The organism is Acidimicrobiales bacterium (assembly GCA_035316325.1).
GTDB lineage: Bacteria > Actinomycetota > Acidimicrobiia > Acidimicrobiales > VFJN01 > DASXTK01.
This window is the reverse complement of record DATHJB010000135.1, coordinates 20,092-40,035: the sequence shown is the minus strand read 5'-3', so window position 1 is coordinate 40,035 and position 19,944 is coordinate 20,092. Positions and strand designations below refer to the sequence as shown.

The window sequence follows — 19,944 nt, the reverse complement described above, 5'->3', positions numbered from 1 at the left end:
CCCCCCACCGAAACCTCGACAGACATGGCGCTATAGCCACCATCTCTGTCGAGATTTCGGTGGGTCGGGCTGTCACAGGAGTGGGGCGGGCATCGGGGTCTTCGGGGGTGGGAGGCAGGCGGAGAGGGCCTGGCGGCCGCGGTTGCGGACCTGGGAGCGAGCGGTCGGGCCCGAGAACCAGTCCGTCGGGGTGCCGATGCGGACCAGGCGGCGGCCGGCGGCGACGGGTTCCTCCGTCACGTCATCGCCGGGGTTCACCCGGTGGTGGGTGCTGAGCAGCTGGACCGGGGCGGCGTCGAGCACCCACTGGTCGAGCGCCGCCAGGCTCAGGCCACGGCTGCGGGCCCGGGCGGTCGCCGGCTCGGTCTCCCGGAACGGCGTGCCCAGCGCCGCCTCGCGCCCCGTCTCGTGCACGCCGACCACGGCGTACGCCAGCACGTCGGCCAGCCCCACGATCAGCTCGGTGAGCTCCTCGAGCGCCGTCTCGGCCCGCGGCCGGTCGTCGAGGAGGCCGACGCCGGCGTGACCGACGCCCACCAGCTCCGTGCCGCGTCGCACGGTCGTCACCAGCACGGCCGCCTCGGGCAGCGTCTCGGCCAGTGCGCTCGTGGTGGTGGTGCCGTGCTCCGTCCAACGCCGGGCGTACGCGGGCAGATCGGCGGCCGGCACCTCGAACGCACCGCCGGACCAGCCGACCCGCGCCACCTCGACGGGCGACCCCGCCACCAGATCGGCCACCACGTCGGTCAGCCGCGCCGGCGGGAAGCGCCGGATGCGCCACTCCCGCAGCGTCCGGTAGGTGAAGCTGAGGCCCGGCACCATCAGCGGCACCAGCCAGGCGGCCACCCACGACGTCGTCTCGGCCAGGTCGAGCAGGGCCCCGGGCTGGGCGTCGTCGGCGTGGCGGTCGACGGTCAGCCGCCCGGACGCCACGCCCCGCTCCCCCAGCCGGGCCACCACCTCGGCGAGCGCCGGCGCGGGATCGACGTCGGTGACGCCCCCGAACAGCAGCCCGTCGGGCGCCACGACGACCTCCGACCAGCCGGCCGGCACCTCGTCGAGGACGTCGCACAGCGCAGGCCAGCCAGCCGCGGGGTCGTCCAACTCGAGGCACAGCGCGTTCCGCGCGCCGCCCCGTCGCCAGTCGCCGACCACCGCCGGGTCCATGTGGATCACAGGTCCGCCCTCCCTGACTACCAAACGTAGCGAAGCTACTTCGCTGAGTTCGGTCGACGTCGACGACCTGATTCGGACCGCCTCGGAAGGTCGCTCTACGCTCCCGTCCATGGCAGATCTGGGATTCGACGGCAAGGTTGCGATCATCACGGGCGCGGGTGGTGGCCTCGGCCGGTCGCACGCACTGGACCTGGCACGGCGGGGCGCGTTGGTCGTCGTGAACGACCTCGGCGGCTCCTCGGACGGCACGGGCAGCGGCACCACCGCGGCGCAGGCGGTCGTCGACGAGATCAAGGCCGCCGGCGGCGAGGCCGTCGCCAACTACGACTCGGTGGCCACCCCCGAGGGCGGCAAGGCCATCGTGCAGTCGGCCCTCGACGCCTTCGACAAGGTCGACATCATCATCAACAACGCAGGGATCCTGCGCGACACGTCGTTCAAGAACATGACGGCCGAGCAGCTCGAACCGGTGCTCGACGTGCACCTCAAGGGCGCCTTCTACGTCACCCAGCCGGCCTGGGAGCACATGCGGAACCAGGGCTTCGGCCGCATCGTGAACACCTCGTCGGGCGCCGGGATCTTCGGCAACTTCGGCCAGACCAACTACGGCGCCGCCAAGATGGGCCTCGTCGGGCTCACGCGGGTGCTCGCCATCGAGGGCGCCAAGTACAACATCAAGGCCAACGCCATCGCGCCCGTCGCCAAGACCCGCATGACCGAGGACATCCTCGGCCCGCTGGCCGACAAGCTGCTGCCCGAGTCGGTCACACCCGTGGTCACCTTCCTGGCGCACGAGGAGTGCGCGGTGACCGGCGAGGTCTACTCCGTCGGCGGTGGCCGCGTGGCCCGGGTGTTCGTCGGCGTGACGCCGGGGATCTTCGACGCCGACCTGTCGGCCGAGACCGTGCGCGACCGCTTCGACGACATCCGCACCGAGGACGGCTACGTGGTACCCGCCAGCCTCAACGAAGAGATGATGCTGGCCCTCAAGAGCCTCGGTTGACGTAGGTCTCGAGGCCGTCGAGCAGGCGCTGCAGCCCGAACTCGAAGGTGTCGAGCGCGTCCTGCACGAGATAAGGGGTCGTGTCGTCGGGACGGTCGACCTGGTCGAAGGCCTGCTCGGCCGACAGCTGGGTGACGGTGGGATAGCGCTCGGCCCAGGTCTCGTCCGCCAGCTCCTCCAGGAGCGGGGCGCGGGCGTTCCACCAGTCGTCGTCGCTGAGGCCGGTCGCCTGCTCGGCGGTGCGGGCGTCGGACACGGCCTTGGCGGCACCTCGCACGAAGCTGGCGAGCGCCCCGACGGCGCGCGTCATCTCGACGCCGGTGAGCCCGCGGCCTGCGAACAGCCGTAGCTGGGTCTCGTAGGAGTCGAACTCGTGGGGACCGAGGGCGGCGCGGGCACCCGAGACCTGCAGCACCCAGGGGTGGAGCTCGTAGAACGCCCACCCGTCACGGGCGCAGCGCTCGACGGCGGCGCGCCAGCCCTCGTCGAGCGGGTAGTCGGTGGGCAGCTCGCCGAGGACGGCGTCGAGCATGAGGTCCAACAGCTCGGCCTTGCTGGGCACGTAGGTGTAGAGGCCCATGGCGCTCTTGCCGAGGCGCTCGCCCACCCTGCGCATCGACACCGCGCCCAGGCCCTCGGCGTCGGCGACCTCGATGGCGGCCGCCACGATCTCCGCCACGGTCAACCCCTGCTTCGGGCCTCGGGCCGGCGCATCGGCGCGCCCCCACAGCAGGTTCAGCGTGCGCCGCGGGTCGCCACGGCCGGCGTACTCGGTCATCTCTCGCGGCTCCTGGTTTGTAACTCTTTACGCCGTACGCTAACTTGGCCAATCACTCCGTACACTGTATTGAGTAAGGGGACCGGATGGACGGACACGACCACGACAGGGGCATCGAGGCCCAGGGGCTGGTCAAGGCCTACGGCGACACGCGGGCGCTCGACGGCTTCGACCTCGACGTCGAATCGGGCAGCGTCTGCGGGCTCCTCGGCCCCAACGGCGCCGGCAAGACCACGGCGGTGCGGATCCTCGCCACCCTGCTGCGTCCCGACCACGGCACCGCCCGCGTCGCCGGCATCGACGTCGCCGCCGCGCCGCACGAGGTCCGGCGCCGCATCGGGCTGAGCGGCCAGGAGCCGGCGGTCGACGAGATCCTCAGCGGACGCCAGAACCTGGTGCTGTTCGGCCGCCTCAACCAGCTCACCAAGGCGGTGGCCCGCGTCCGCGCCGCCGAGCTGCTCGAGCGCATGGGCCTGGAGGACGCCGCCGACAAGGCGGTGAAGCACTACTCCGGCGGGATGCGGCGCCGCCTCGACCTCGCCGCCACCCTCGTGCTGGCGCCCGCGGTGCTCTTCCTCGACGAGCCCACCACCGGCCTCGACCCCCGCAACCGCAACGAGGTGTGGCGGGCCATCCGGGAGCTGGTGGCCGGCGGCACCACGGTGCTGCTCACCACCCAGTACCTCGACGAGGCCGACCAGCTGGCCGACCGGATCGTGGTGATCGACGGCGGCCGCAACATCGCGGAGGGCACCCCCGAGCACCTCAAGGCCCAGGTCGGCGGCGACCGCCTCGAGGTCGTGGTCGCCCGCGAGGACGACCTCGCGGCCGCCACCGCGATCGTCGCCCGGATCGCCGACGGCGAGCCCGAGGTCGACCCCGACGGCGGACGGGTCAGCGCCCCGGTGACCCAGCGGGTGCCGGCGCTCACCGCGGTGCTCCAGTCGCTCGGCGACGCCGGCATCGAGGTGGCCGACGTCGGCCTGCGCCGCCCCACCCTCGACGACGTGTTCCTCCGCCTCACCGGCCACCGCGCCGTCGAGGCACCGACCGACCCCGCCACCGAGGCCGAGGAGGTGGCGGCATGAGCACCGCCGTGAGCGCCCCTGTGAGCACCACCGTCGCCCTCCCGCCGACCGCCCGGCTGCGCTGGGCGCTGCGGGACGGCTGGCTCGTCGCCCAGCGCGACATGGCCCAGTGGGTGCGCCAGCCACAGATGATCGTCTGGGGCCTCATGTTCCCGGTGATGTTCGTGCTGCTGTTCGCCTACGTCTTCGGGAGCGCCATGTCCGTGCCCGGCGGCGGCAGCTACCGGGAGTTCCTCATGCCGGGGATGTTCGCTCAGACGATGGCGTTCGGCATCGGCGAGACGCTCGCCGCGGTGCAGGCCGACACCGAGAAGGGCGTCACCGACCGCTTCCGGTCGATGCCGATGGCGCCGTCGGCCGTGGTCGTCGGACGCTGCATCGCCGGCATGGCGTACTCCGCCGCGAGCCTGGCGCTCATGATCGTGTGCGGTCTGGCGATCGGCTGGCGCTGGCACGGCACGGTCGTCGAGGCGCTGGCCGCGGTCGGGCTGCTGCTGCTCCTGCGCCAGGCGTTCCTGTGGATCGGCATCTTCCTGGGCCTGCGGGCCAAGAGCGCCGAGGCCGCCAACTCGATGTTCGGGCTCCTCTACCCCGTCACGATGCTGTCGAGCGCCTTCGTGGCACCCGACCTCATGCCCAGCTGGATGGGCACGATCGCCGAGTGGAACCCGCTGTCGGCCACGGTCACCGCCACCCGCGACCTGTTCGGCAACCCCGGCGTGGAGGGCTCCGGCTGGATCGCCGACAACGCGCTGCCCATGGCCGTCCTGTGGCCGGTGCTCATCACCGTGCTCACGTTGCCGCTCGCCGTCCGCGCCTTCCAGCGGCTCAGTCGTTGACCGATGCCAGCACGGCCCGCACGATGCGCCGCATGACCGCCGTCGCCTGGGGCACGGTGCAGCCGCCGTCGCTGCGCAGCGCGTCCCACGCCGACCACGACAGCGTGGTGGCGAGCGCCTCCAGCACCTCGCGGCGGTCGGCGGCCGGGACGAGATCGAGCTCGGGCCGGAAGGCGCGGGCCACCTCGTCGCGCAGGTAGTCGGTGGCGGCCCGGTTCACCTCGGCGATCTCGGGGGCGAAGGGCCCGTGGACGTTGGCGGCCCGGCGGAACGGGGTGACCGCCTCCAGCAGGCCGCCGCGGTGGCGGACGAAAGCCGCGATGCGGTCGTCGAGCGGCCGCGACGGGTCGATCGGGTGGAGCAGCACCGCCAGCCGGGCGACGATCCGCTCGCTCACGGCGATGTGCAGCGACGGCAGGTCGGCGAAGTGCTGGAACACCGAGCGCACCGACACTCCCGCCCGCTCCGCCACCTGTGGGGCGGTGGGCCGCAGCTGACCCTCCTCGACCAGACCGATGCACGCGTCGACGATCGCCTCACGCGTCCGCAGGGCGCGCGCACTGCGCCCGTCGAGCGGTGGCGCCGCCGGAGCGAACGCCGTCATGGGTGGGGATGAGCGCTGCACCGATCCGCACGCTATCCGCGAGGTAGGCCCAGGTCGGACTGGGAAGGCGCGATCTCTCGATGCCAGCATGAGCCCCGTGACCCCGCCGACCCCACCGAGCGAGCCCGCCGCCCACCGCGTCGCCTCCAGCGACGGCGTGTCCCTGGCCGTGCACGACCTCGGTGGCGACGGCCCGCCGCTGCTGCTCTGCCATCCCACGGGCTTCCACGGGCTGACGTGGTCGCCGGTGGGCTGGCACCTCGCCGACCGCTTCCACTGCTGGGCGCTCGACTTCCGGGGCCACGGCGACAGCACGCTGCCGGCCTCCGACGACCTGTCGTGGCGCGGCATGGCGGACGACGTGCTGGCGGTCGTCGAGCTGATCGGTGGTGGCGACGAGCCGCTGCTGGGCGTCGGCCACTCGATGGGCGGCGCCGCCCTGGTGCTGGCCGAGCAGGCCCACCCGGGCACCTGGGCGGCGCTGTGGTGCTACGAGCCGATCGTCTTCCCCCGCCCCGAGGGCCGGGTCCTTCCGGGCAACGTGCTGGCGGAGTCGGCGCGGCGCCGGCGTGCCGTGTTTCCCTCGCGTGACGCGGCGTTCGCCAATTACCACGCCAAGCCACCGCTCAACCGCTTCACGTCCGAGGCGCTGCACGCCTACGTCGACCACGGCTTCCGCTCGCGACCCGACGGCAGCGTGGAGCTCAAGTGCGCGCCGGAGACGGAGGCCCGCATCTTCGAGGCGGGCCTCGACAACGGCGCCTTCGCGGGCCTGGGGCAGGTCGCCTGCCCGACGACGGTGGCCGCCAGCGGTGACGGCGCGCCGCCGGCGCAGATGGCCGCGCTGGTCAGCTCGTCGCTCGGGAACGGCTCGCTGCGGCGCTTCCCGGAGCTGACCCACTTCGGTCCGATGGAGGACCCGGTGACAATTGCGGCCTCAATAACCCCGGATTTCGTCGCTTTTTCGTAATCTCTCTCTTGTACGAGCAACCATCCTGTGCAAGTCTCTGAGCGTGCGGAACGCGTCACGCTATGTCGTGCAGTGAGGTGTCGTGTCGCCGCCGTCCAGCTGGAACTCCAGAACAACAAGGGCAGAAGAGGGGCAACACGGATGGGTCAGGACTCCGGCACCACGCCCAATTTCCACGTGCCGCGGTTGTTGGCTTTCTACCAGGACCTTTGGGATGAAGACGGCACCGCACTGGGCTGGCGCCCCATCGCCTGGGGGCTGAGGTTCGCCGACGGTTCGGCGATCTCGATCAACATCGAAGGGAAGCCGGCGGTCACGCTGTGGCAGAGCCTCGAGGACGCGACGGAGGCGCTCGACGCCTACGTCGACACCCCCGAGCCGCGCACCAACCTCGACCGGCCATTGCCGCCACCGCCTCCGCCGCGCCCGAGGAACGACGACGGCAGCGGCGCCGCCGGTTCGGTCGAGGCACTCGCCGCGCCGACCCCCGTCGAGGTGCCCGACACGCTGAGCTAGTCAACCCACGCTCCGCGGTCCCCTTCACTGTCATAGGGCGCGCATACGCTCGCTGCATGGCCTTTCAGGTACCGGTGAGCCTCAGCCCGTCGAAGGTGTCGAGCTTCACCGACTGCGCGCTCGCGTTCCGCTTCTCCGCCATCGACCGGCTGCCCGAGCCGCCGGCCCCGTGGTCCACGAAGGGCACGCTGGTGCACACGACGTTGGAGCGGCTGCACGTCCTGCCGGCGGCCTCACGCACGGTCGACGCCGCCTTGGGCCTGTTGGGCGAGGCCGCGTCCGACATGGCCGACGATCCCGACTACGCCGAGCTCGGGCTCGACGAGGCGGCGGCCGCCGAGTTCCAGGCCGACGCCGCGGAACTCGTGAGGCGCTACTTCCAGCTGGAGGACCCGCAGCGCATCGAGGCGATCGGGCTCGAGCTGATGATGGACGTCGAGATCGACGGCGTGCGCCTGCGCGGCATCATCGACCGGCTGGAGCTCGACGCCGACGGCGAGCTGGTGGTCACCGACTACAAGACCGGCTCGGTGCCGTCGGAGAACTTCGAGCGCAAACGGCTCTCGGGCGTCCACATCTACTCGCTGCTGTGCGAGGAGCTGCTGGGGCGCCGGCCGGCGCGGGTGCAGCTGCTCTACGTCCGCCAACCCGTGGCCATCATCACCACGCCCACCGACCAGACCACCCGCGGCACCCGCCGCTCCCTGTCGGCCGTGTGGCAGGCGGTCGAGCGGGCCTGCGAGCGCGAGGACTTCCGCCCCCGCCCGTCCCGCCTCTGCGACTACTGCGCCTTCAAGGAGTACTGCCCGTCCTACGGCGGCGACCCCGACGTCGCGCTGGAGATCGCCCGCGAGGCACGTGAGGCCCGCGAGGCCGAGAAGGCGGAGAAGGCGGCGAGGGAGCTCATGGCGGCGGCGGGGTGATGACGGAGCTACCCCCGCCCGAGGGAGCGGTGGCGGAGCGGGCCCGGCAGGCGATCACCCGGTTCGACGACGCCGTCGACACCTGGGTGCAACAGTGGCGGGGCAACCCCACGCTCGACCGGGTGATGTACGCGGCGTCGGAGCTCGGCGACTTCAGCCTGATCTGGCACCTGATCGGCACGGCGCGGGCGCTGGCGCCCGACCGGCGGGCCGAGGACGCCGTGCGGGTGGCCACCATCATCGGCCTGGAGTCGGTGTTCGTGAACGGCGTGGTGAAGTCGCTGGTAGGCCGGCGCCGGCCGACGTGGGAGCAGGACCGCCCGCTGAAGCTGCGCCAGCCCCGCACGTCGAGCTTCCCGTCGGGCCACGCCTCGTCGGCGGTCACCGCCTTCGGGGTGCTCGCCCAGAACGACCCGCTGTGGCCGCTCTACGCGGTGGTCGCCGCCACCGTCGCCACCAGCCGTGTGTACGTGAAGGTGCACCACGCGTCCGACGTCGTCGCCGGCGCCGCGCTCGGCGCGGGCCTGGCGCTGTTGGCCCGGCGGGTGTGGCCGGCACGGAAATAGTCGAGCCGTTCGATCGGTTGGACCCACTCGATGACCGACTTCGCCGTGACCTGGGACTACCGCTGCCCGTTCGCCCGCAATGCCCACGAACACCTGGTGAAAGCCCTGAAGGACGGCGCCGACTGGAACGTGCGGTTCGTGCCGTTCTCGCTCGGCCAGGTCCACGTCGCCGAGGGTGAGACCGACATCTGGGAGCGGCCGGAGGACGACAGCGGCCTCGTGGCGCTGCAGGCGGGTGTCGTGGTGCGCGACCGCTGGCCCGACCGGTTCTTCGACGTGCACCTGGCGCTGTTCGCCCTCCGCCACGACGAGGGTCGCAAGTTCGAGGAGCCCGACGTCCGCCGGGTCCTCACCGACCAGGGCATCGACGCCGACGCCGTGTTCGCGGAGATCGCCGAGGGGACCGCCCTGGCCCGCATCCGCGCGGAGCACACCGCCGCCGTCGACGACTTCGAGGTGTGGGGCGTGCCCACCTTCCTGCAGGGCGACGCCGCGGTGTTCGTGCGGCTGATGGACCGTCCCGGCGACGACGCCGCCCACGCCCGCCGCAGCATCCAGCGCGTCGTCGACCTGCTGGTCGACGCCCCCGAGCTCAACGAGTTCAAGCACACCTCACTGAAGCGCTGAACCCCTCCCGGGGCCCGTCCGGGTTCGACTCGTTGCGGAGGGTGACCGGCACTACGGTCTCCCTCCGATGTCGAGGACACGCCGTGGGTCGTGGGCCGGTCGCGTCACGGCTGGCACCGTCGTCGCGGTGTGGCTTCCGGTGGTGTGCTTCGCCGTGCTGGCGTGGCACCACCGCTGGGTGTCCGACGACGGCTTCATCAACCTCCGCATCGTCTGGAACGTCCTCCACGGCGACGGCCCGGTGTTCAACGCCGGCGAACGGGTGGAGGCCGGCACCAGCCCGCTGTGGATCGCCATACTGGTCGTCGCCCGCGTCCTGCTGTGGTTCCTCGACCCTGCCTGGACGGCGGTGCTGGCGGGCATCGCCCTGACCCTGGCGGGCATCGCCTTCGCCGCGGCAGGCGCCCGCCGCTGGTGGGCCAGCATCGGCCGCGACGCTCCCCTGCCGCTGGGCGCCCTGCTCCTGGTCGCCCTGCCACCCATGTGGGACTTCGCCAGCTCCGGCCTGGAGACCGGCCTGAGCTTCGCCTGGATCGGTGCCTGCTGGTGGGCCGTCGCCCGCCGCCTCGACCCCCACCGAAATCTCGACAGGGATGGCGCCATAGCGACCACTTCTGTCGAGATTTCGGGATGGGCCGCGGGGCTGATCGGCCTGGGCCCACTGATCCGGCCGGACTTCGTGGTGTTCAGCGTCGCCTTCGCGGTGGCGCTGGTGGCCACATCACGCCTCTCGCGCCGCGCCAACCTCCGGGCCCTCGGCCTGGGACTGGCCGCCCCCCTCCTCTACCAGGTGTTCCGCATGGGCTACTACGGGCTCCTGGTGCCGAACACGGCGCTGGCCAAGGAGGCGGGCCGCAGCCTGTGGTCGCGGGGTTGGACCTACCTCGACGTGTACGTCGGCTCCACCCTGCTGCTGATCCCGCTGGGTCTGCTGGCGGTCCTGATCCTGCTGGAGGCGCCGACGGCCGGGCCGACACGGCGCCACGCGATCGTCGCGGCGGCCCCGGTGGTGGCGGCCCTGATCAACGGCATCTACGTGGTGAAGGTGGGCGGCGACTTCATGTACGCCCGCCTGTTCCTGCCCGCCACCTTCGCCCTCGTCTGCCCGGTGGCGGCGTTCCCGCTGCCGTCACGGCGCCGGCTGGTGGCCTGGGCCGGCGTCGGGGCGCTGGCAACGACGCTGGTCCTCATCGGCGGCTTCCGCCGTTGGGACCCGGTGGACATCACCGACGACCCGACCACGGCCGCCGTCGACGGCGACCTCTCCGTCGACGGCATCGCCAACGAGCGACTCGTGTGGATGCTGCTGGCCGGCGACGAGCGTCCCGTCACCTACGACGACTACGCCACCTACGTCGAGTCGGGGCTCGTGCAGCTGGGCGAGCTGCCGCGGGAGGGCCAGCTGGTGGACCTGGGCGGCTCGGGCCGCTACGCCCGGAGCGACCGGCCGCTGCTGGTGGGTGGGTCCATCGGGCTGGTCGGCTACAAGTTCCTGGGGACCCATGTGATCGACCAGCTCAGCCTGGCCGAGCCGCTGGGGGCGCACATGGAGGCCGGGCCACCCAGCCGGCCGGGGCACGAGAAGATCCTCGGCTGGGAGTGGCTGGTCGCCCGGTTCGCCCAGCCCTCGGTCGACGAGCCCGTGGTCGACGACGCCCGTGCCGCTCTGGCCTGTGGCGACCTGGTCGATCTCGTCGACGCGGTCGACGCACCGCTCACGCCCGGCCGCTTCCTGCGCAACGTCGTGGGCTCAGTGAGCCGGACGCAGCTCCGGGTGCCGCCCATCCCGGCAGAGGCCCGCCTGGAGCTCTGCGGGTAGCCCGCAGGGCACGCGGAGCGTCACGGTCGATCCACCGATGGCACGGGACCGGTTTCTACACCGATCCAGAGCTCGCTCGCCCTTGAACGAGAACGCCGTCTACTGGAGCTCGGCCGAGGCGACCGGGCTCGACGCAGGGACCGCTCAGCTGGCGACGACGACGTCGCTCTCGTCGCGGTCAGGATTGGGAGTGGACAGCAGGGTTCGCACGTCGAGGAGCAGGTCCGCTACCTCGTTGGTCGAGACCAGCTCACGATGGAGCAGGTCGCCAAGGCCCTTGTCGATGATGGCAAGGGCTTCGTGGATCGCCTCGTCATGCGCACGGGACTCGGTCACGCCGCCCACCATACCGGTCAACTGTGACGCCAGGACGACAGACCGTTGTCGAGCGGCCCGAATGTCGTCGCGGCGCCCGCGCTCCGGTCGGCCCGACGCCCGCGCCTAGCCTGCGTCGTTGGTGGGTTACGAGCCGGTCGCCCGATTGGGCCGTGGTGGCATGGGTGTGGTCGATCTGGCGCGCGACCAGGCCGGGAACCAGGTCGCGCTCAAGCGCCTCACGCTGACCGGTTCGGCCAGCGAGGTGCTGCGCTCGCGCCAGCGGCTACTCCGCGAAGCGGAGGTGCTACGCCGCCTTCACCACCCCAACGTGGTGCGGCTGCTCGAGGTGGTGGAGGAGGGCGACGACGTCGTCCTGGTGATGCCCTACCTGGCGGGCGGCAACCTGGCCGACCGCGTCGCCCAGCACGGTCCGGCACCCGCCGACGAGATCGACCGGCTGGCACAGCGCCTGCTGGGCGCCCTGGCCGAGGCGCACGCCGCCGGCATCATCCACCGCGACGTCAAGCCCGCCAACGTGCTCTACGACGACCAGGCCGAGCCGTACCTCGCCGACTTCGGCCTGGCCCACACCTGGGACCAGACGGCCGGCCTCACCGTGGCCGGCATGGTGGTGGGCACCCCCGGCTTCATGCCGCCCGAGCAGGCCCGGGACGAGCCGCTCACGCCGGCCAGCGACATCTTCGCCCTGGGGGCGACGCTGCTGTTCGCGGCCACGGCCGGCGGGCCGTTCGGCACCGGCGACCCCAGCCTGCTGATGGTGCGCGCCGCCAGCGGCAGGGTCGAGAAGGTGCCGAAGTCGCTGCCCAAGGCGCTCCGCATGCGGCTGGCGTCGATGCTCGACCCGCGCCCGGAACGCCGGCCCACTGCCGCGGCCCTCCTCGCGGCGTACGAGCCGGCGCGGGGCGGTCGGTGGCCGCGGCCGGCGTCGCCGGCGTCGGTGCGCCCGGGCGTGGCGGTCGGCGTGGCCGTGGGGTGCCTGGCGATCGCCGGCGGGGCGTTCGTGGTGGCCGGGTCGGATGGCGACGGCGACTCGGGTGCCGCTCCCCCGGATGACGGCCCGTCGGTGGTCGTCGGCGACGACGACGACGCCGCGCCCGGCACGTCGGCGCCTCCGGCGCCCGGCGTCGAGGGCGAGACCGCGCTCGTCGACCGGCTCGACACCATGCTCGAACCGTCCACCAGCCGCGACACCTACCCCCTGCCGATCGGCGCCGGGGGCGAGCCGTGCCCGCGCGCCGTCGAGGTGAGCCTGACGCTGACGTCGCCCGACGCCGCGCCGCTGCGGCTGGTGGTGCTGGCCGGCGGGGCCGTCGTGGGCGAGGACATCGCCCGCACCGGCGACCAGGCGGCGGTGGTGTTCGGCCCGCAGCGGGCGTGCACCGAGAAGTTGGAGATCCTGGTGGTGGTCGAGCCCACCACGCCGCTGCTCGAGCCGGTCCCCTACGCCCTGGAGCGCTACGACACGCTCTGAGCCGAAACTTCGCCAGAAGTGGTGGCTATGGCGCCAGCTCCGTCGAGGTTTCGGGTCAGCGGTGGATGCGGCTGGGGCCGGCGGTGCGGGGTGCCGGCGGTGCGGTGGCGCCCCGCAGCGACTGCAGGGCCGCCTCGATGCCCGCCAGGCGCCGCTCGATGTTGGTGAGCCGGTCGGCCACCTCGGCGAGGGTGGGCGACAGCCGTGGGGCATTGCCGGGCTGGACGGCCACCGGGGACCGCGGCGGCACCGGGAACAGCGTCTCGACCTGCGGCGGGCCGGTCAGCACCTCTGCCCACATGACGTCACCGGGCTGGGCGGGCCCCGGCCCCGACGGCGCCAACCGGGTGGCCAGCGACCGGGGCGTGCGGCCCGCCAGCGTGTCGAGCGCCGCCTCCACCTCGGTGCGGGAGCCGGCCAGCTGCTTCTCGTCGAGCAGCCGGTACACCTGGTCGACGGTCTGCGGACCCCGCACCAGCAGCACCGCCAACACCGCCAGCTCGGGCTCGCCCAGCCGCCAGCGCTCGTCGGCCCGATGGCGGTAGCTGATGGGCCCGGCGCGGTGACCGGCCGTCACGAAGCGGGCCAGGCCACGGGACTTGAGCATCAGCAGCGTGTCCTCGACCACGCGGTCGTCCAGCAGCATCACCGGTTCGCGCCCGGTGATCTGGTTGCAGGAGAAGCGCAGCTCGTCGAGCGTGACCGCGTACACGTCGGGGTTGGCGACCTGGGCCTCGACGAGGCATCCCAGCACGCGCCCCTCGGCCGCGGTCATGTCCATATGGCAGCGAGCCTATGACCTGCAGCTAGCGTCGGCCGGCATGGGCATGGATCGCGCCGGGGTGACGTTCGCTTCGCTGATGACGCTGGGTCCCGACCTGGCGGTCGAGACCGCACGGCTGGCAGCCGACTGCGGCTACCGCAGCTTCTGGACCGCCGAGACGACCGGGCCCGAGGCGTTCTCGCTGCTGGCGGCGGCGGGGGCGGCGGCACCGTCGCTCGACCTGGGCACCGGCGTGCTGGCGCTGCAGCTGCGCACCCCGATGCTGGTGGCGATGGCGGGGGCGACCCTGCAGGCGCTGCAGCCCGAGCGGGAGGTCCTGCTGGGTGTCGGCATCTCGTCGCCGGTGGTGACCGAGCGCTGGCACGGCGTGCCCTACGGCAAGAACCCGCTGTCGCAGGTGCGCGAGTACGTCACTCTGCTGCGGCTGTGCCTGTCGGGCGAGAAGGTCGACTTCGCCGGCGACTTCTACCAGGTCAAGGGCTTCCGGCTGGGCGTGCGCCTGGGTGAGCGCAAGCCCCGCATCGTGGTCGGGGCGCTCAACCCCAGGATGCTGCGGCTGGCCGGCGAGCTGGCCGACGGGGTGCTGCTCAACTACCTGCCGGCATCGCACGTGCCGTGGTCGGTGGAGCGGGTCCGGGAGGGCGGCGACGCCACGATCTACGCCTACGTCCACGCCGGGGTGTGCGCCCGCGAGGAGGGCGTGGAGCTGGCCCGGCGTGACCTCTTCTCCTACGCCGTGGTCGACAGCTACGCCGCCAACTTCACCCGGGCCGGCTTCGGCGACGAGGTCGCCGAGGTGCGGGAGCGCTTCGCCGACCGCGATCGGGCCGGGGCCGTCGCGGCGGTGAGCGACCGCATGGTCGACGCCATCGACGTGATGGGCGACGAGGACACCGTGAGCGCCACGATGCGCTCCTACGTCGACGCCGGGGTCGACGTGCCGGTGCTCATGCCGCTGCCGTGGGGCGCCGACCGCCGCGCCGTGGCCGAGGCGACGATCCGGGCCGCGATCTCCTAGTCCCGCCCCGCCCGTCGGCTCGACGGGTTCGTGCGAGGCGGGTACGAACGGGCGTACGATCGGGCGCATGGAGCTGGCGGATCGCATCTGCGTCGTGACCGGTGGGGCGAGCGGCATCGGCCGGGCTCTCAGCCTCCGCTTCGCCGCCGAGGGGGCACGGGCCGTGGTGGTGGTCGACCGCGACGCCGACGGCGCCCGGGCCACCGCCGAGGCGATCGGCGACCGGGGCGTGGCCGACACGGCCGACGTCACCGTCGAGGCCGACATCGCCGCTGTCGTCGAGCGCACCGAGGCCGAGCTGGGCCCGATCGACCTGTTCGCCTCCAACGCCGGCATCCTCAGCGGCCAGGGCATCGAGGCCGGCGACGAGGTCTGGGGCCGGGTGTGGTCGGTCAACCTGATGGCGCACGTCTACGCCTCCCGGGCGCTGGTGCCCAGGATGCTGGCCCGGGGCGGCGGCTACCTGCTCAACACCGCCTCGGCGGCCGGGCTGCTGAGCCAGCCGGGCGACGCCGCCTACTCCGTCACCAAGCACGCCGCGGTGGCGCTGGCCGAGTGGCTGGCGATCACCTACGGCGACCAGGGCATCAAGGTGTCCTGCCTGTGCCCGATGGCGGTCGCCACGCCGATGATCGGCAGCGCCAACGGCGATCCACCGTCGGGCGGCGCCCGGGCCGCGGCCGTGCAGGGGATCCTCAGCCCCGACGCCGTGGCCGATGCCGTGGTCGAGGGCCTGCGCGACGAGCGCTTCCTGATCCTCCCCCACCCCGAGGTCGCCGCCTTCGAGCAGCGCCGCGCCGCGGACCACGACCGCTGGCTGGCGGGCATGCGCCGGCTCGCAGGCCCCGCGGATGGGGGGATCGTGCAGCCTACGAGTCCGGCACTTGGCGGCCGAACACCTGCCCAACAGCGGGGCCTCCGGCAGCACAGCACCGCGACACGAGACCAGGCGGACCAATCCGCTGAGCCTCCTACGATGCCCGAGGACGGGTCGCCCCGTGCCCGGTGACCCGGCGGAGCTGGGCCTGCGGGTCGACGAGCCGGTGCGCTGGCGCCGGCACGACGGCGGCCACTGGCAGGAAGGCACGGTGATCGGCCTCGAGCGCGACGGCAGCATCGCCGTCCGCGATGCCGACGGCGCCTGGCGCTCCCTCGTCGCCGATCGCCTCGAGGCCCGCCGCCCCAACCCCCGTGGCCGCCTCCGCTGGCAGTCGGTCGCCGTCGCCGCCTCGGCCCCTGCCCAGCTCGCCCTGTGGGCGCCGACGCCCCCTCCCGATCCCCGGGCCCGCCGCCCCACGTCACGGCGCCGCTCCGCCTGATGGACCGGCCGACGGTCGAGGCGTACGAGCGCGGGGCCGACGGCTACGCCAGGCAACGGCGGGCCTACGCCCCCGAGCGGGCGGAGGCGTTCGCGGCCGCGGTGCCCGCAGGGGCGTGGCGGCTCGACGTGGGAGCCGGGCCCGGGCACTACCTCCCCCACCTGGGGCGACCGGTCGTCGCGTCGGACCCGGCTGCGGCGATGGTGGCGACGGCCCGGGAGCGCCACGGCGGCGACGGCGTCGTCGGGGTGGTGTGCGAGGTGGAGGCGCTGCCGTTCCGGCGGGCGGCGTTCGGTGGGGCCTGGGCCAGCAAGTCGCTGCAGCACGTGCCGGCCGCCCGGCTGCCGCTGGCCCTGGCGGAGCTGCACCGGGTGATGCCGGTGGGCGGGGTGCTGGACGTCACGCTGTTCGGCGGGGAGGGCACCGACGTGTCCGACGCCGACGACGACTTCCCCGGCCGGCTGTTCACCTGGTGGGAGCCGTCGCGGCTCGCCGACCTCCTGGTGGGCGCCGGGTTCGAGGCGATCGACGCGGACGTCCCCCCGGAGGAGCACCCGCACGGGCGCTTCGCCGTGACCGCCCGGCGGGCCCGCAGCCTGGCCGACACCGTGGGCGCCGGCATGCGCCTGCTGGTGTGCGGCCTCAACCCGAGCATCTACGCCGCCGACGCCGGTGTCGGCTTCGCCCGGCCGGGCAACCGGTACTGGCCCGCGGCGCTTGCGGCCGGCATCGTGTCGGTCGACCGCGACCCCCGGGCGGCGCTGCGCGACCACGGCGTCGGGATGACCGACATCGTCAAGCGGGCCACAGCCCGGGCCGACGAGCTGGCCGCTGCCGAGTACCGCGACGGCCTCCGGCGTGTCGAGCACCTGGTGGAGTGGCTGCAGCCGGGCGCGGTCTGCTTCGTCGGCCTGGCCGGCTGGCGCTCCGTGGTCGACCGCAAGGCGCAACCGGGCGTCCAGCCGAGCGACCTGGGCGGCCGCCCCGTCTACGTCATGCCCTCCACCAGCGGCCTCAACGCCCGCACGCCGCCGTCCGAGCTGGCCGCCCACCTACGGGCGGCCGCCACCCTCGGCGATCAATAGACGAGCAAGGCGTACCGAGCGACCGATCAACGGCAGGTCGACGACCAGTTCACGAGTCGTTGCCCTCGTCAGGTCGGAACGGAAGGAACCACCGGCTCGGATGCAGGTTCGCGATCCTCAGCTCCTGCTGTAGCTCCTCGTCGTCCTCGATCCCGTCGAACCTCGGCATCCACAGCAGCTCGAAGTCCCGGTCCTCGAACAACACGTCGGCGTAGTGCTCGAAGTCGGTGTCGAGCTCCTGGTTTGACGGCAGCTCTGAAAGGTCGAGCCCAGCGACGACCCAACCCTCGGACATGTCGAGGTAACGCGACTTGGCTTGCTCGATTACGTGAGCCAACGCCACCTCCTCTCCTACACACCGCGGCAAGAGGTCATCGTCTGGCTCAGCCAGGCGAGCAGCCAGATCTTCGAAGCACTGAACGAACCGCCCCCAGAACTCCGGAGTCACGACCCGCCGCGCCGCCCGTGGCAGCACGTAGCCAGCGTCGTCGAGTCCGTTGTCTCGCAGCATGTCGGCCTCGACATCAGCCGCCATGTGGAGCTGACAAGCCATGCGAGGCGTGAGACCCCACGGCGTGCCTTCTCCCTCTGCTGAGTAGGCCGCCCATCGCTCTGCTGGCTCAACATGTGGCTTCCTATCCCTGTCTCTCGCCGCCCACGAGCTGAGCAACTCCCGGACATCGGCGGCCTGTTGCTCAGCCTCGGCCCGGTTCTCGAACACACCGACGATCAGACCGACGACGCCACCGCGTGGCAACGGTCGTTCGTTCAACTCGACGCTCCACCCGTCGTTGTCATCGTCCTCGAGGTCGTGCTCGTCCTCGTCGTCCCAATACGGGCTGACGGTCACAGCGTCATCGAGATCGATGGAGGCATGGATGTGGTTAGCCATGCCCGGAAGATATTGGACACCTGCGGGTACTTGGCCGCCTTGTTGCGGGTTCGGCGAACGACGACCGGAACTTGACCGATGACGCGCTCAAGCCACCCGAGTCACCTGTGGTCGCCACGCCACTCCCGAGTCGTCTGTGGTCGGTCTCCGACCACGAACGACTCGACCCCGGTCGAACGACCACAGATGACTCGGCCTTCAGCCTCCCGCCCGGGCTGACGACTCGTCGGCGGCCCAGGAGAAGATCCCCTTCGACATGGTGGAGAGCTCCTCGGCGGCCCGGGCGGCGAACACCTCGGCCCGGGCCTTGTGGACGCCCGGGTCGTCCGGGGCCGCCTGAGCCGCCATCTCGGCCAGGTGGCCCGCCAGGCGCAGGTCGCCGCCCGCCAGCAGCTCCAATGCCCGGCCGGCGAGGGTCGCGGCGCCGCCCGCCAGCGCCGCGACCTCACCGGCCAGTGCCGCATCCCCCGATGGTTTGAGGTGAGAAGGGTTGCCGTCGTACCAGCCCCCGTAGAGGCGCCACAGGTTGCGCACCACGAACTCGGGCTCGTCGTAGATCGGCCGCAGGTAGGGCCGCTCCAGCAGCTCCGGCGGCGCCTTCACGGCCTGCACGATCTCGTCGAGACGGGCGCCCTGGTTCATCAGCTCGAGCGTCTGGGTGACGAGGCTGTCGAGCAGGTCGGCGGTCTCGGTCAGCGCCTGGACCACCCGGTCGACGCCGGCGATCGGCCAGCCGTGGCCCGGCAGCAGCAGCTCGGGCTCGAGCGCCGCCATCTCCCGCAGCGCCAGCGCCCACTCCCGGGGGTAGCGCTGCACCTTCTGGGGGTTGCCGCAGTTGGGGCTGGCCCAGATGAACATGTCGCCGGAGCAGAGGACCCGCCGGTCGGGCGCCCACGTCCACGTGTGGTCGTCGGTCTCGCCCATGGCGTGGTGCAGCTCGAAGCGCTCGCCGGCGACGACCAGGTCGAGCCGGTCGTCGTAGGTCTGGTCCGGGTAGCGGTAGTCCGTCGGCCAGTCGAAGGTGCCCATCTTGAACTGGCGGGCGTTGATCACGCCGTTGTAGCCGGCGGTGAGCACGTAGCGGTCGAAGCGCTTGGGCAGGTCGCGGTGGGCGACGACGTGGGGCTGCGGCCAGCCCTTCTCGGCGGCCTCCGCCTCGTACGGCCCGAGCCCGAAGACGTGGTCGATGTGCCCGTGCGTGTAGACGGCGGTGGTCAGCGGCGCTGCGGTCCAGCCCCGCACCCGCTCGAAGTTGCGGCGGGCCAGGAAGCGGTTGCCGGTGTCGACCAGCAGCAGCTCGTCGCCCAGGTCGAAGGCGCAGATGCTCCCGAACGCGGGCACGAAGGCGACGCCGGGCGCCACCTCGTCGAGGTCGCTGTTCACGACCACCGGGTGGACCTCGCCGGGCTCCAGCTCGCCGGTCCACAACCGCTCCGACATCTCCAGCGAACGTGCGCTCACGTCGCCGCCTCCCCCTCGATCGCGGCCCGGGTCCGTGCCGACAGCGGCGCCTGCAGGACCGCGACGCAGGCGTCGACCAGGTCGGCCACCCGCGTCTCGTGCGGGCCCGGCAGGTCCTCCCACGCGGCCAGCGAGATGATCAGCATCCCGATGGCCCGATCGATGCGCACGTCCCGCAGCTCGTCGGGCACGTCGGCGATCTGGGCGGCCAACCGCTGCCGGGTGATCCGGATGCTCTCGGCCTGCAGGTGGCGGGCGACGGCGGCAGTGGTCTTCGGGTCGTCCAGCACGTGGGCGAGGAAGCGGGCGTAGGCGCTGCCCGGCCGGCGCAGGGTGGCGTCGGCGAGCGGGTCGACCAGCACCTCGACCAGACCGCGCAGGTCGTCGCCGCGGCCCTGGGCGTCGAGCTCGTCGATCAGGGCCAGGCGGGCGGCGTTGATGGGCCCCATGCGGGTCTCGACGATGGCCTCCACCAGGCCGTCACGGGAGCCGAAGTGGTAGTGGGCCGCCGACTTGTTGCGCTGCCCGGCGAGGGCCTGCACCTCACGCAGCGAGCAGGCGGCGACGCCCTCTTCGGCGACCAGCCGCTCTGCGGCATCGATCATCGCCTCACGTGCTGCGCTGCCGGCTCCCATGGCCCACAAGGTTAAGGAGCGCGCCTTACAT

22 protein-coding genes are annotated in these 19,944 nt (G+C 72.6%); 14 read left to right on the top strand and 8 right to left on the bottom strand.

All coding sequences use genetic code 11. From position 1 onward, the window contains the following. Positions 1–72 precede the first annotated feature (72 nt). The gene (locus tag VK611_17920; protein HMG43213.1) at positions 73–1,176 is read right to left on the bottom strand and encodes a hypothetical protein; all 1,104 of its coding nucleotides are present in this window, start codon (positions 1,174–1,176) and stop codon (positions 73–75) included. A gap of 109 nt (positions 1,177–1,285) precedes the next feature. On the opposite strand from VK611_17920, the gene VK611_17915 reads away from it, so the two are divergent. Next, complete coding sequence (locus VK611_17915) at positions 1,286–2,179, top strand: SDR family oxidoreductase (GenBank protein HMG43212.1); 894 nt, start codon at positions 1,286–1,288, stop codon at positions 2,177–2,179. Here the strand turns inward: VK611_17915 and VK611_17910 are convergent. Beyond that, a complete protein-coding gene (locus VK611_17910) occupies positions 2,163–2,957 on the bottom strand; it encodes a TetR/AcrR family transcriptional regulator (GenBank protein HMG43211.1) in 795 nt (264 codons plus the stop codon). The two genes, VK611_17915 and VK611_17910, sit on opposite strands and share 17 nt — an antisense overlap. Positions 2,958–3,043: 86 nt before the next feature. On the opposite strand from VK611_17910, the gene VK611_17905 reads away from it, so the two are divergent. Next, positions 3,044–4,045, top strand: coding sequence for an ATP-binding cassette domain-containing protein (locus VK611_17905; GenBank protein HMG43210.1), 1,002 nt, complete (start codon positions 3,044–3,046; stop codon positions 4,043–4,045). Next, a complete protein-coding gene (locus tag VK611_17900; GenBank protein HMG43209.1) occupies positions 4,042–4,884 on the top strand; it encodes an ABC transporter permease in 843 nt (280 codons plus the stop codon). Before VK611_17905 ends, VK611_17900 begins: the two co-directional genes overlap by 4 nt. Here VK611_17900 and VK611_17895 read toward each other — a convergent pair. Next, positions 4,874–5,509, bottom strand: a complete 636-nt coding sequence (locus tag VK611_17895) for a TetR/AcrR family transcriptional regulator (protein HMG43208.1) — start codon at positions 5,507–5,509, stop codon at positions 4,874–4,876. The genes VK611_17900 and VK611_17895 overlap by 11 nt on opposite strands. A gap of 76 nt (positions 5,510–5,585) precedes the next feature. Here VK611_17895 and VK611_17890 point away from each other — a divergent pair, with 76 nt between their 5' ends. The 6 genes from VK611_17890 (at position 5,586) to VK611_17865 (ending at position 10,909) form a co-directional block, all read left to right on the top strand. After that, positions 5,586–6,458 carry an alpha/beta hydrolase gene (locus VK611_17890; protein ID HMG43207.1) on the top strand — a complete coding sequence of 291 codons (873 nt, stop codon included), beginning with the start codon at positions 5,586–5,588 and terminating at the stop codon, positions 6,456–6,458. 141 nt (positions 6,459–6,599) lie between these two features. Next, positions 6,600–6,974: a hypothetical protein gene (locus VK611_17885; protein ID HMG43206.1), complete on the top strand. Its 375-nt coding sequence runs from the start codon at positions 6,600–6,602 to the stop codon at positions 6,972–6,974. Between the two features lie 56 nt (positions 6,975–7,030). Next, a complete protein-coding gene (locus VK611_17880; GenBank protein HMG43205.1) occupies positions 7,031–7,897 on the top strand; it encodes a PD-(D/E)XK nuclease family protein in 867 nt (288 codons plus the stop codon). Next, positions 7,897–8,463: a phosphatase PAP2 family protein gene (locus VK611_17875; protein HMG43204.1), complete on the top strand. Its 567-nt coding sequence runs from the start codon at positions 7,897–7,899 to the stop codon at positions 8,461–8,463. Before VK611_17880 ends, VK611_17875 begins: the two co-directional genes overlap by 1 nt. A gap of 30 nt (positions 8,464–8,493) precedes the next feature. Then, complete coding sequence (locus tag VK611_17870) at positions 8,494–9,090, top strand: DsbA family protein (GenBank protein ID HMG43203.1); 597 nt, start codon at positions 8,494–8,496, stop codon at positions 9,088–9,090. Positions 9,091–9,217: 127 nt separating this feature from the next. After that, positions 9,218–10,909 (top strand): hypothetical protein, encoded by a 1,692-nt coding sequence (locus tag VK611_17865; GenBank protein ID HMG43202.1) that lies wholly within the window; start codon positions 9,218–9,220, stop codon positions 10,907–10,909. 144 nt (positions 10,910–11,053) lie between these two features. On the opposite strand, the gene VK611_17860 is transcribed toward VK611_17865, so the two are convergent. Continuing rightward, complete coding sequence (locus tag VK611_17860) at positions 11,054–11,245, bottom strand: hypothetical protein (GenBank protein ID HMG43201.1); 192 nt, start codon at positions 11,243–11,245, stop codon at positions 11,054–11,056. Between the two features lie 121 nt (positions 11,246–11,366). Between VK611_17860 and VK611_17855 the strand changes: the two genes are divergently transcribed. Continuing rightward, positions 11,367–12,719, top strand: a complete 1,353-nt coding sequence (locus VK611_17855) for a protein kinase (protein ID HMG43200.1) — start codon at positions 11,367–11,369, stop codon at positions 12,717–12,719. A gap of 55 nt (positions 12,720–12,774) precedes the next feature. Here the strand turns inward: VK611_17855 and VK611_17850 are convergent, their stop codons facing one another. Continuing rightward, positions 12,775–13,500 carry a DUF480 domain-containing protein gene (locus VK611_17850; protein ID HMG43199.1) on the bottom strand — a complete coding sequence of 242 codons (726 nt, stop codon included), beginning with the start codon at positions 13,498–13,500 and terminating at the stop codon, positions 12,775–12,777. 40 nt (positions 13,501–13,540) lie between these two features. On the opposite strand from VK611_17850, the gene VK611_17845 reads away from it, so the two are divergent. From VK611_17845 to VK611_17830, 4 genes are all read left to right on the top strand, one after another. Beyond that, entirely contained in the window at positions 13,541–14,521 is a 981-nt protein-coding gene (locus tag VK611_17845; GenBank protein HMG43198.1) for an LLM class F420-dependent oxidoreductase, read from the top strand. Between the two features lie 67 nt (positions 14,522–14,588). Then, positions 14,589–15,530 (top strand): SDR family oxidoreductase, encoded by a 942-nt coding sequence (locus tag VK611_17840; protein ID HMG43197.1) that lies wholly within the window; start codon positions 14,589–14,591, stop codon positions 15,528–15,530. Continuing rightward, positions 15,520–15,840, top strand: a complete 321-nt coding sequence (locus tag VK611_17835; GenBank protein HMG43196.1) for a hypothetical protein — start codon at positions 15,520–15,522, stop codon at positions 15,838–15,840. The genes VK611_17840 and VK611_17835 overlap by 11 nt, the downstream gene beginning before the upstream one ends. Then, on the top strand, positions 15,840–16,925 hold the full coding sequence (locus VK611_17830) for a methyltransferase domain-containing protein (GenBank protein HMG43195.1): 1,086 nt from the start codon (positions 15,840–15,842) through the stop codon (positions 16,923–16,925). The genes VK611_17835 and VK611_17830 overlap by 1 nt, the downstream gene beginning before the upstream one ends. A 49-nt stretch (positions 16,926–16,974) precedes the next feature. Here VK611_17830 and VK611_17825 read toward each other — a convergent pair whose 3' ends face one another. The 3 genes from VK611_17825 to VK611_17815 all read right to left on the bottom strand — a co-directional run bounded on the left by VK611_17825 (position 16,975) and on the right by VK611_17815 (position 19,913). Beyond that, on the bottom strand, positions 16,975–17,817 hold the full coding sequence (locus VK611_17825) for a hypothetical protein (GenBank protein HMG43194.1): 843 nt from the start codon (positions 17,815–17,817) through the stop codon (positions 16,975–16,977). Between the two features lie 198 nt (positions 17,818–18,015). Beyond that, the gene (locus VK611_17820; protein HMG43193.1) at positions 18,016–19,278 is read right to left on the bottom strand and encodes an alkyl sulfatase dimerization domain-containing protein; all 1,263 of its coding nucleotides are present in this window, start codon (positions 19,276–19,278) and stop codon (positions 18,016–18,018) included. Beyond that, on the bottom strand, positions 19,275–19,913 hold the full coding sequence (locus VK611_17815; protein ID HMG43192.1) for a helix-turn-helix domain-containing protein: 639 nt from the start codon (positions 19,911–19,913) through the stop codon (positions 19,275–19,277). The genes VK611_17820 and VK611_17815 overlap by 4 nt, the downstream gene beginning before the upstream one ends. Positions 19,914–19,944 lie beyond the last annotated feature (31 nt).